Source organism: Acidocella sp. (assembly GCF_036489515.1).
Lineage (GTDB): Bacteria > Pseudomonadota > Alphaproteobacteria > Acetobacterales > Acetobacteraceae > Acidocella.
On record NZ_DASXFO010000053.1, the window covers coordinates 47,113 to 58,507 of the forward strand.

At 63.6% G+C, this 11,395-nt stretch carries 10 protein-coding genes; 6 read left to right on the forward strand and 4 right to left on the reverse strand.

All coding sequences use genetic code 11. From position 1 onward, the window contains the following. The first annotated feature begins 5 nt into the window (after positions 1-5). Both VGG47_RS08380 and VGG47_RS08385 read left to right on the forward strand, forming a co-directional pair. Complete coding sequence (locus VGG47_RS08380) at positions 6-1,325, forward strand: amidohydrolase (protein WP_331537393.1); 1,320 nt, start codon at positions 6-8, stop codon at positions 1,323-1,325. After that, positions 1,322-1,642, forward strand: a complete 321-nt coding sequence (locus VGG47_RS08385; protein WP_331537395.1) for a hypothetical protein — start codon at positions 1,322-1,324, stop codon at positions 1,640-1,642. The genes VGG47_RS08380 and VGG47_RS08385 overlap by 4 nt, the downstream gene beginning before the upstream one ends. Positions 1,643-1,788: 146 nt before the next feature. On the opposite strand, the gene VGG47_RS08390 is transcribed toward VGG47_RS08385, so the two are convergent. Continuing rightward, on the reverse strand, positions 1,789-2,694 hold the full coding sequence (locus tag VGG47_RS08390) for a LysR family transcriptional regulator (RefSeq protein WP_331537397.1): 906 nt from the start codon (positions 2,692-2,694) through the stop codon (positions 1,789-1,791). 172 nt (positions 2,695-2,866) lie between these two features. On the opposite strand from VGG47_RS08390, the gene VGG47_RS08395 reads away from it, so the two are divergent. The 3 genes from VGG47_RS08395 to VGG47_RS08405 all read left to right on the forward strand — a co-directional run bounded on the left by VGG47_RS08395 (position 2,867) and on the right by VGG47_RS08405 (position 6,179). After that, positions 2,867-3,325: a cupin domain-containing protein gene (locus VGG47_RS08395; protein ID WP_331537399.1), complete on the forward strand. Its 459-nt coding sequence runs from the start codon at positions 2,867-2,869 to the stop codon at positions 3,323-3,325. A gap of 223 nt (positions 3,326-3,548) precedes the next feature. Beyond that, positions 3,549-5,171 carry a gamma-glutamyltransferase family protein gene (locus tag VGG47_RS08400; protein ID WP_331537401.1) on the forward strand — a complete coding sequence of 541 codons (1,623 nt, stop codon included), beginning with the start codon at positions 3,549-3,551 and terminating at the stop codon, positions 5,169-5,171. Positions 5,172-5,336: 165 nt separating this feature from the next. Continuing rightward, the gene (locus tag VGG47_RS08405) at positions 5,337-6,179 is read left to right on the forward strand and encodes an aldo/keto reductase (protein WP_413788646.1); all 843 of its coding nucleotides are present in this window, start codon (positions 5,337-5,339) and stop codon (positions 6,177-6,179) included. Positions 6,180-6,333: 154 nt separating this feature from the next. Here the strand turns inward: VGG47_RS08405 and VGG47_RS08410 are convergent, their stop codons facing one another. Both VGG47_RS08410 and VGG47_RS08415 read right to left on the reverse strand, forming a co-directional pair. Then, positions 6,334-7,125, reverse strand: a complete 792-nt coding sequence (locus tag VGG47_RS08410) for a sensor histidine kinase (protein ID WP_331537403.1) — start codon at positions 7,123-7,125, stop codon at positions 6,334-6,336. 330 nt (positions 7,126-7,455) lie between these two features. Continuing rightward, positions 7,456-7,590, reverse strand: coding sequence for a hypothetical protein (locus VGG47_RS08415; RefSeq protein WP_331537405.1), 135 nt, complete (start codon positions 7,588-7,590; stop codon positions 7,456-7,458). A 50-nt stretch (positions 7,591-7,640) separates the two neighbouring features. On the opposite strand from VGG47_RS08415, the gene VGG47_RS08420 reads away from it, so the two are divergent. Continuing rightward, positions 7,641-7,862, forward strand: a complete 222-nt coding sequence (locus VGG47_RS08420) for a DUF2934 domain-containing protein (protein WP_331537407.1) — start codon at positions 7,641-7,643, stop codon at positions 7,860-7,862. 145 nt (positions 7,863-8,007) lie between these two features. On the opposite strand, the gene VGG47_RS08425 is transcribed toward VGG47_RS08420, so the two are convergent. Continuing rightward, positions 8,008-11,175 carry an efflux RND transporter permease subunit gene (locus VGG47_RS08425; RefSeq protein ID WP_331537409.1) on the reverse strand — a complete coding sequence of 1,056 codons (3,168 nt, stop codon included), beginning with the start codon at positions 11,173-11,175 and terminating at the stop codon, positions 8,008-8,010. Positions 11,176-11,395 lie beyond the last annotated feature (220 nt).

Sequence of the window (11,395 nt, forward strand, 5' to 3'; positions counted from 1 at the left end):
CTTCAATGGCCCCCTTCGACACGTCCCTGGTCTCGCCGGAAATCGCCGCCCGCGCCGTCGCCATCCGACGCGACCTGCACCGCCATCCCGAGCTGGGAATGACGGAGTTCCGCACCGCGAGCGTGGTGGCGCAACGCCTGACCGAACTGGGGGTCGAGGTGAAACTGGGCCGCGAGGTGATCGACTCTGCCAGCCGCTTCGGCCTGCCTAGCGAGGCGGAACTGGACCGTGCCTATCAGCGCGCCGCTGACGCGGGCGCGCCGGCGGAGTTTTTGCCCGCTTTCGCTGGTGGGCATACCGCGGTGGTGGGCGTGCTGCGGGGCGCGTTGCCGGGCCCGGTCGTGGCCTTGCGCGTGGACATGGATGCGCTGCCGATCCTCGAGGACGATACCCAGGCGCATCTCCCGTCGCGGGAAAAATTTGCCTCGGTGAATCCCGGCGTGATGCATGCCTGCGGCCATGACGGCCACACCGCGATCGGCCTGGCGGTGGCGGAGGTGCTGAGCGGCATGAAGGAAAACCTGCGCGGCACGGTGAAGCTGATTTTCCAGCCGGGCGAGGAAGGCGGGCGCGGCGCGCTGCCAATGGTGAAAGCCGGCGTGGTCGACGATGTGGACGCTTTCATCGCCGTGCATTTGGGCACCGGCGTGCCGAGCGGCGTGTTCCGCCCGGCGGCCTGGGGGCATCTGGCCAGCGCCAAGCTGGACGTGACGTTTCGCGGCCAGTCCTCCCATGCCGGCAGCCATCCCGATGAAGGCCGCAACGCACTGCTCGCCGCCGCCAATGCCGTGACGGCGTTGTACGGCATCTCCCGGCACGGCGCTGGGCGCTCGCGGGTGAATGTCGGCACGCTGCGCGGCGGCGCCGGCCGCAACGTGATCGCCGATGAGGCGTTCCTGCAGATGGAAGTGCGCGGGGAGACCGAAGTGATCACCGATTACATGCTGCGCCGGGCGCAAGCGGTGCTGCGCGGCTGTGCCGCGGCGCAGGAGGTGGAGGTGGAGATCCGTACGGTCGGCCGCACCACGACCGCCGCCTCGGACGCGGCGCTGGCGGAAAAGGTCGCCGCGGCGGCGAAAACCGTGCCGGGCCTCGATGTCGACTCGGCGCCGCATCTCACCGGCGGCAGCGAGGATGCGACCTTCTTCATGCGCCGGGTGCAGGAGCTTGGCGGCCAGGCGGTCTATGCGGTGCTCGGCTCGGACATCCCCTCCGGCCACCACACGCCGAATTTCGACATCAACGAAGCCGATCTGCCCTGGGCGATCGAGACCCTGTCCCGCACGCTGCTGAAGCTCGGCGCTGAGGTCCCCGCCAAGGCATGACACACGCCATCAACCTGGTTGTCTCGGCGATTCTGACCCTGGCCGGCCTGGTGATGGAACTGATCGGCGTCATCGACGGATTTCTTGTCACGTTGATGACGTCGGTCGGTCTGCCGCCGCTGCTGCAGGTGCTGATTCTCATCGGCGTCGCCTTGTGGCTGGTGGTGGCAGCATTCCGCGTGCTCGGCCGCGTGTTCGCGCTGCTGATCCTCATTTTAGTCGTGCTGCTGCTCGTGCATTGGATGATGCACGGGGGCGGGGTGCACCGGTTCAATCCGATGCAGGATCTGCACATCCCCGGCGCTAGGCAGATTTAAGAAAGCAGCCGCTTTTTGAAAAAAGCGGTGCAAAAACTTTTGGCTATGCTGGGCCATGGGCGTTGTCGGCGACAACGCCCATGGCCCAGCATAAAAAAGTTTTTTTGCTACTTTTTGTTCACAAAAAGTAGTCTTTCTTTCGCTTCCTACGCTTCGTCCAAGATGCGCAGGCACGCTTCGGCGGCGGCGCTGCCGGGGCGGCCGGTTTCGGCGTGCCGTCCATACACCACCGCCAGTTCCCAGCACGGTTCCGGTTCGGCCAGGGTGGCGAAGCTGATTGGCGCCTGTGGTGCGGCGCGCATCCGGCTTTGCACCACCAGTTCCGGCACCAGCGCCACGCCGAGTCCGTGCGCCACCATGTCCAGCTGCATCGCCAGGTCGTTGACTTCGAATTCCGAGCGCCGCGCCAGGTTGGCGGCGGCAAAGCTCTGATTCACCAGCTGCCGTGTGCCCTGGCCGGAAGGCAGGTCGATGAAGGCCTCCTCGGCGATGGCGCCGAGGCTGAGGTCGCGCTGGCCGGCGAGGCGGTGGTTGCCGGGGCAGGCGAGGACCAGCGGGTCGCAGGCGAGCATGCGGGCGGCGAGTTCGGGCGGCGGCGTCTCCACGAACTGGGTGAAGGCGATGTCCAGCCTGCCGTCCAGCACGCCCTCGATCAGCGCCGCGGTGTCGTCGAAGCGGAGCTGGATTTCCACCTGCGGGTATTGCCGGCGGAAGGCGCCGAGCAGGCGCGGCAGGTCGATGAAGGGGCTCAGGCCCTGGATCGCGCCGACCAGCAGCCGGCCGCGCTTCAGCCCCTGTACTTCGGCGACGACGTTGCGCGCCGCCGTGGCGGCGTCGAGCACACGCTGTGCCTCAGTCAGAAACGCCGTGCCGGCCGGGGTGAGATTGACCCGCCGGGTCGTGCGCAGAAACAGCGCCGCCCCCATCTCCTCTTCCAGCGCCCGGATCGACGCGGAAAGGCCGGACTGCACGATATGAAGCCGGGCCGCGGCGCGCGTGAAATGGCGTTCTTGTGCGACCGCCACGAAATGTTCCAACTGCCGCAAGTCCACGTTAACCTCCAGGCTCATTATACGCAGACACAGATCAGACTGCGCAAAATCTTCTATTGGAAAGCTGAAATAGCACCTCCATGTCAGGGGGCAATGTGGAACCTGGCCAAGCTGTGTCGAACGGGCCGGCGTTGATCAGGTTCCGCTTCGTGCCCAAGCAGGAGTGTGAAATATGAGTGCCGACGAGAAGACCAAGACCGCGCCGCAGGACAGCATGCGGAACAGCGCGTATTTCGACGTGAAGGCGATCGCCGCGTCGCTGCCGGAGACGGCCGACACCATGCTGATCGACACCCGCCTGACCGACGAGGTTGCCGCCAGCTCGCGGATTTTCCGCGCCTATCACCCCGTACCGCGCCACTACCACGCGACCTGCGATGAATATCTGTACCTGCTCTCCGGCCGCACCACCTTCGAGGTGGATGGCGGTGAGCCGCGTGAATTGCAGGCGGGCCAGATGGTGTTCTTCAAGAAAGGCGTCGTGCACGCGATCCCTGAATTGCTCGAGCATCCGGTGATCTTCCTCACCGTCGACACGCCGCGCCGCGATCCGCGGGACGTGGTTTTCGTGAACCCGGAAGAAGGCACGGTCGATACGTTCATCAAGGCGCACGGGCCGAAGCCGGAATAGGCTTGATTTGTCACGGGCGGGTTTGCATCGCGCCGTGACATAGCGCGCCGGCCCCATCCTCGCGGTGGGGCCGGGCTTGCCTGATGTCGTGAAGGCCATCAATGTCGGTGTCGTCGCCTTGCTCGTCAACGTGGTGGTGCCTGTGGTGGTCACGCGGTGACCGCTTGCGGCCGTCTGAAGCCGGCAAGCGAGGCCATCGAGCAAGAGCAACAGGAACAATGTGATGTTTTCAGACTGGACCAATCCTTATCCGACCATCCGCATGCCGGTGATGGCGCGCAACGTGGTCTCGACCTCGCAACCGCTGGCAGCGCAGGCCGGCTTACGCATGCTGGCGTGCGGCGGCAACGCGGTGGACGCCGCCATCGCGGCGGCCGCGGCACTGATGATCGTCGAACCCGTCTCTAACGGCCTCGGCAGCGACGCATTCGCGATTCTCTGGGACGGCAAGGAATTATCCGGCCTGAACGCCTCCGGCACCGCGCCCGCTGCGTGGAACCCGGCCTATTTCCGCGGCAAATACGGCGAGGCCGCGAATGGCCTGGCCAACCGGCCGATGCGCGGCTGGGACAGCGTGACCGTGCCGGGCGCCATCGCCGGCTGGGAGGCGCTGCATGGGCGCTTCGGCCGTCTGCCCTTCGCCGACCTGCTGCAGCCGGCGATCGAGCTGGCCGAGCGTGGGCATGCCGTGGCGCCGATCGTGCAGCACAAATGGGCCGCGCTGGTGCCGGTGCTGAAGGACCAGCCGGGTTTTTCCGCCGCGTTCATGCCGCATGGGCGGGCACCGCAGGTCGCCGAGAAATTCGTCTTCAAGGAGGCCGCTGTCACGCTGCGCATGCTCGCCGAGCAGGGCCCGCGCGCCTTCTATGAAGGCGAGATCGCCGCGCGCATCGCTGCTTTTTCCAAGGAATGCGGCGCCGCGATGACGCAAGCCGACCTTGCCGCCTATCGCCCGGAATGGGTCAAGCCGATCAGCCAGTCCTATCGCGGCTATGATGTGCATGAGATCCCGCCGAACGGGCAGGGCATCGCCGCCCTCATCGCGCTTGGCATCCTGCAGAAATTTGACCTCGCCGGCATGAAGGTCGACGGTGTGGATTCGCAGCACGTGCAGATCGAGGCGATGAAGCTCGCTTTCGCGGACATCTACCGCTATGTCGCCGATCCGCGCGCCATGACGGTGACCGCGGAAGAGATGCTGAGCGACGGTTACCTGACCGAGCGCGCCAAGCTGATCAGCATGGACAAGGCGCAGCGCCCGAGCTTCGGCATGCCGAAGGCGGGAGGCACCATCTATCTCTCCGCCGCCGACGAATCCGGCATGATGATTTCCTTCATCCAGTCGAACTATAACGGCTTCGGCTCCGGCGTTGTGGTGCCTGGCTTCGGCATCAGCCTGCAAAATCGCGGCTACGGCTTCTCCTCGGACCCGGCCTCGCCGAACGTGGTCGCAGGCGGCAAGCGGCCGTTCCACACCATCATCCCGGCCTTCCTCACCAAGGACGGCAAGCCGCTGATGAGCTTCGGCGTGATGGGCGGCGACATGCAGCCCCAGGGCCATCTGCAAACCGCGGTGCGCATGCTCGATTACGCCCAGCAGCCGCAGGCGGCGTGCGATGCGCCGCGCTGGAAGGTGAATCGCGACTTTACCCTCGACGTCGAGGCGACGATGCGCCGCGAGACCATCGAAGGGCTGCAGGCGCGCGGCCATCAGCTGAAATCCGTCGACGATCCATACATGGATTTCGGCTCCGGCCAGTTCATCATGAAGCTCTCCGACGATCTCGATCACGGCTATGTCGCCGCCAGCGACAGCCGCCGCGACGGCCACGCCGCGGCGTTCTGAGGCCAGTAAAGCAGCCGCTTTTTGAAAAAAGCGGCGCAAAAACTTTTATTATGCAGGGCCATGGGCGTTGTCGGCGACATCGCCCATGGCCCAGCATAGCAAAGTTTTTTTGCTACTTTTTGTTCACAAAAAGTAGCCTTTTCTTATTCTTACGAGGTGGCACAGATGACCATTCCGACCGTCACCCTGCCGGATGGGACCAAAGTCCCGGCTTTGGGCCTGGGCACTTGGCATATGGGGGAGGCCGCCGGCCGTGCCGGGGCTGAGGCCGCGGTGCTGCGCAAAGGCATCGAGCTGGGGCTCAGCCTGATCGACACGGCGGAAATGTATGCCGATGGCGGTTCGGAGAAGGTTGTGGGCGAGGCCATCAAGGGCCAGCGCGAGCGCGTGTTCCTGGTCAGCAAGGTCATGCCGCAGAACGCCTCCTCCAGCGGCGTCGTCAGCCATTGCGAGGCGAGTTTGCGGCGCCTCGGCACTGACCATCTGGATCTTTATCTGCTGCATTGGCCCGGCCGGTATCCGCTGGAGCAGACCATCGCCGCGTTCGAGACGCTGCGGGCGGCCGGAAAAATCCGCGCTTGGGGCGTATCAAATTTCGACGCCGGCGACATGGAGGAAGTTCTGGCTACGCCGCATGGGAAGAACTGCGCCACCAATCAGGTGCTCTACCATCCTGACGAACGCGGCATCGAATTCGATCTGCTCCCCTGGTGCCGGAGCCAGAAAATGCCGGTGATGGCGTACTCGCCGCTCGGCCAGGCGGGCAAGTTGCTCCGTTCACCGGCCTTGAAGGCGGTGGCGCAGCGCCACGATGCGAGCCCCGCGCAGATCGCCATCGCCTGGAGCCTGCGGGACGGCAACACGATCGCGATTCCAAAATCCGCCGACCCCGCGCATCTGCGCGAAAATGCGCGGGCGGCGGCGATCAGCCTGAGTGCGGCTGATCTCGCGGAGATCGACCGCGTTCATAAGCCGCCCGCGCGTAAGATGTCCCTCGGTATGCTCTAGGAAGGGAAGGCTTCTTTTTGTGAACAAAAAGAAGCAAAAAAACTTTATTAATCTGGGCCGTGGGCGTTGTCCGCGCCAACGCCCATAGCCCAGCATAATAAAAGTTTTTGCGCCGCTTTTTTCAAAAATCGGCCTCTTTCTTGTGGTTTTTGGACTATTCCGGGCTGGGATCCAGTACCGGGCGCCGTGGCAACTGCACGGTGAATGTCGCGCCCTGACCGGCGCGACTGACCACCGTGACGCGGCCCTTCATGGCGGCGACCAGCCGGCCTGTCAGCCACAGCCCGATGCCGATGCCCCCGCCCAAAGGCGGAAGTTCCGCCTGCACGAAGCGGCCGAAAAGATGCCTTTGCTGTTCGGCGCTCATGCCGATTCCGAAATCTTCGATGCTCAGCGTCACCCATTCATCCGCTTGTGCGAAGCGCAGCCTGACCGTTTTTCCGTTGCCGAACTTAAAAGCATTGGATAGAACATTTTCCACGATCTGCGTGAAGGCGAGGGGATCGAGGCAAGCTCTCACCCCGGGTTCGATGTGCAGTTCGAGTGGGGAGCCTTTGCGCAAGGAGGCGTTTTCATATTTGGCGGCAATGGTGCCGACGGTGGCGGAAAAATCCGCCTCGACCGAACATAGTTGCAGTTTGCCGGCGTTGATTCGGCTGAGGTCCAGAAGCCGCGTGGCGCGGTCGACAAACTCCTGGATCGAGACGTTCATGCGCTCGAGCAGGGACAAGAGCGCCGGCGGCACCGGCGGCTCGGCTTTGCGCGCGGCATTCAGCGCCAGATGGCAAATGCCCAGCAACGGTGTCATCGGATTGCGGAGTTCGTGTGCGGCTATGGCGATAAAATCATCGCGCGCTTGCAGCGCGGTTTTCAGGCGAGCAATTTCTGACTGCAGCGAAATGAGCGCGTCGCTGCCTTCCTCCTGCACGGACGTATGAGGGCTCATGAGCGGTCGCCTTGTGCGCGCGGGAGATCGCCTGGCTCAATCGAAAAGCGACGCGTTTCGATGGCGAGCGATGTCGTTCTCGCCAAGCTGTGCGGGAAGGTTTGTTCGGTCAATGCCTCATCTCCGCTTGCCCTCAGCGCCATTGCTACGCGGTTCTGGCATGAGTGGCTTGATCAAAAAAATTCTAGTATTTTACAAAGGCAATTCAAACAATTTAAAGCTTCAACTTGACGTTGCGGTCTCTCTGGATGGCGCTGCTTGTTTCATCTCGTTTCTATATAATAATAAATTGATTTAAACAAAATTAACAGTTTTTCCGGAGAGCTTCTTTCACGAGCCTGTGACGCCGGCGGCGCCGCGAGATCGGTACCGGGCGGCCTGGGTCGTGAAAATCGTGACGAGGTTATTAAACTTGCGGCTGCGCGCGAGCGGGTCTTGATCCGCTCCCGGATTGTCCCAGGTCAAGGGTCAAGCAGCGTCGCACGGTAGAACTTGCAAAGGAGAGGAACAACATCATGGACAATCGCGCGACCATCGAACAATTGGTCCGGGTTCGGGCGCACGAGCTGTGGCTGGAGGCCGGCCGGCCCAAGGGGCGGGAAAAAACGTTCTGGCCAGAGGCGCGCAAGCAGGTGATCCATTCGGGGGCTGCCAGCAAAATCGCCGTCCCGAATGCCGATCTCGATCAGGCAGGTGAGGACAGCTTCCCCGCCAGCGATCCGGTCAACCGCACGTAACAGCGTTCAGGCATCTGGGTTGTGGGCGTTGTCGGCGTCAACGCCCGCGGCCCAGCATAACAAAAATTTTTGCGCCGCTTTTTTCAAAAAGCGGCCGCTTTCTTTAAAAAACCGCGGCCGCTTTAGGCGCCCGCGGTTTTCGTGGTCATTCGTGGTCAGCCGGTCCGCGTTGCAGCGAGGAGCCGGCTGGTTCCGCCGCATGTTTCTTCCGCTTGAGCCGTTCGCTGAGCTTCGCCGCCACCACGAAGAGCGGGGCGATGAAGACCACGCCGACCAGCGTCGCCACGACCATGCCGCCGAACACCGTGGTGCCGATCGACTGCCGCGCCCCGGCGCCGGCGCCGGTCGCGATCACCAGCGGGGCCACGCCGATGATGAAGGCGAGCGCCGTCATCATCACCGGCCGATAGCGGATCCGCGCCGCTTCCTCGCCGGCGTGCTCGATGCTGATGCCGCCTTTCTCCAGCCGGTCCTTGGCGAATTCCACGACCAGGATCGAGTTCTTCGCCGACAGGCCGATCAGCAGCACCAGGCCCACCTGGCCGTACACGTCCAGCGGCATGCCGCGCAGATGCAAGGCGACCAGCCCGCCCATCAGCGCGAAGCCGACCGGCAGCGTCACCGCGAAAGGCAGGAACCAGCCTTCATAAAGCGCCACGAGGAACAGGAAGGAGAACACCACGGCGAAGATGAAGGCTGAACTTTCCTGACCCATAGCGAGCAACTGCTGGTAGGTCATGCCGGTCCAGTCATAGCCGAACCCGTCCGGCAAGGTCTTGGCCGACACCTGGTCCATCGCGGTGATTGCCTGACCGTCGCTGTAGCCGGGGGCCGGCTGGCCGTTGATTAGCACCGCCGGATATTCATCGTACGTGATCAGCGCATTGGGACCCGTCACGTTCTTGATGGTGACGAGGCTACTGATCGGCACTTCCTGTCCGGTCGAGCTCTGCACATAGAGGTTATTGATGTCGGAGATCTTGCTGCGGTACTGCTGGTCCGCCTGCACGATCACCTGATAGACGAAGTTGTCATAATTGAAGAGATTGACGAACTGCGAGCCGAGATAGGCCTGCAGCGTCGTGTAGACCACTTCCGGGGAGACCCCCAGCAGCTCCGCCCGGGTGGTGTTCACGGACACCTCCACCTGCGGCTGGCTGGCGTCGAAGCCGCTGAACACGTTGGTCAGGTTCTTATTTTGGTTGGCGGCGAAAATCAGCCCGCGCGCGGCCGCGGCCAGTTGCTGCACACTCTCGCCGTTCTGCGCTTCGAGCACGTAGTTGATGCCGCCGGTCGCGCTGACGCCGGGGATCGGCGGCGGATCGAAGGCCGCGATGTCCGCCGAGGGGATCGCATTGAAGGTCGGTTTCAGTTTCGCCATCAGCGCCTCGGCGGACTCGCTGCGGCCGCGTTGGCTCCAGGGGGTGAGGATGGCGATGACCAGACCGCCGCTCGGTTCCTGCGCGCCAGTGACGATGCTGAAGCCCGAGACGCCGATCACATGCTCGACCCCCGACGTCTTGTGCAGGATGGTGGTGAGCTCGTCCACGACGTCGTTGGTGCGCTCCAGCGAGGCGCCGTTCGGCAGCTGCACGTTGATCAGGAAGTAGCCCTGATCCTCGGCCGGCAGGAAGGCGGTCGGGGTGTGCTCGAACACGCCATAAGTGATGACGAAGACGGCGATGATGCCGGCGATCGCCAAGGTCAGCCGGCGCGTCAGCACCCCTACGACATTGCCGAACCGGTTGCGCATGAAGTCGAACAGGCTGTTGAACCAGCGGAACCCGACGAAAGTGACCGGCTTCGGCGGCTTCAGCATCAGCGCGCAGAGCGCCGGGCTCAGCGTCAGCGCGTTGATCGCGGAGATCACCACCGACACCGAGATCGTCACCGCGAACTGCCGGTACAGCGCGCCGGTCACGCCGGAGACGAAACCGACCGGCGCGAACACCGCCACCAGCACCAGCGTGGTCGCGATCACCGGGCCGGTGATCTCGGCCATCGCCTTCTCGGTGGCGTCGGCCACGCTCATGCCGTGATTTTCCTCGAGCGTGCGCGTCACGTTCTCGACCACCACGATGGCGTCGTCCACCACCAGGGTGATGGCGAGCACGATGGCGAAGAGATCGATCGTGTTCGCCGAGTAGCCGAGCACGTACAGGACCGCGAACACGCCGATCAGCGAGACCGGGATGGCGATGGTGGGAATCACCGTGGCCCGCCAGTCCTGCAGGAACAGGTAGACCACGGCCACCACGAGGATCAGGGTGATTACCAGGGTGCGGAGGATCTCGTCGATATCCGCGGAGACGAAGTTCGAGGCGTTATAGGCGACCGTGTAGGTCATGCCCGGCGGGAAGTGCACGGACATCGCCTTCACCGCCGCCTGCACGTCCCGCGAGACCGCCAGCGCGTTGGCATCAGGCGCCTCGTAGACGGCCAGGGTCGAGGCCGGCAAATGGTCGAGCTCCGCCGCGTTGTTATATTGCTCGGCCGCCAGCTGCACCCGGGCGATGTCGGAGAGCCGGACAATGCCGCCATTCGGCGTGGCTCGGATCACGATGTTCTTGAACTGCTGGACGTTGCTGAGCTCGCCCGGCGCCAGCACCGTGAGCTGCTGAGCTTGGTTGTTGTAGGTCGGGGCCTCGCCGATCTGCCCAGCCGAGACCTGGAGATTCTGCGCCTCGATCGCCGCGGTCACCATAGCCGGGGTGATGCCGAGGCCGGTCATCTGCACCGGATTCAACCACACACGCATCGCATATTCGCGTTCGCCGAAAATCTGCGTGTTGCCGACCCCGGGCAGGCGCGAGACGACCTGATACAGATGCTGGTACTCGTAGTTCGAGATATAGATCTGGCTGTATTTATTTGTCGGCGAGAACAGGCTGACCGCCAGCACGAAGGTGCTGGACGCGGCGCGCACGGTGATACCTTCAGACTGCACCTCCGTCGGCAGCTGCGACTCGGCGATCTGCACGCGGTTCTGCACGTTCACCTGATCGATGTACGGATTGGTGCCGATCGCGAAGGTCACGGTCAGCTGATACTGACCGGAGCTGGAGCTTGAGCCCTGCATATAGAGCATGTCCGGCGCGCCGTTCACCTCCTCCTCGATCGGTTCGGCGATGGCGTTCAGGACCGTTTGCGCGCTGGCGCCGGGATAGTTCACCGAGATCGTCACCTGCGGCGGCGTCACGTTCGGGTATTGCGCTACCGGGATCGCCGTCAGCGAGACGAGACCGGCCAGCGTGATGACGATGGCGATGACGATCGCGAAATTCGGGCGGTAGATAAAGAATTTGGAGAGCATGTTTATCCTGTCACCCCAAGGGCAGCATGGCGGTCATGGTTGTGGTGCGCGCTGCCCGGTTACGGAACGGCGGCACGGGCGCCGGGTCCATCCCGTCCATTATTCCGAGGTGGTGTTGTCGGCCGACATCGTGGCGCCGGGGGCAACCGTTTCCGTGACGGCGCCGCCGATTTTCACCTTCTGGACGCCATCGACGATCACCATTTCGCCTTCTTTTAGT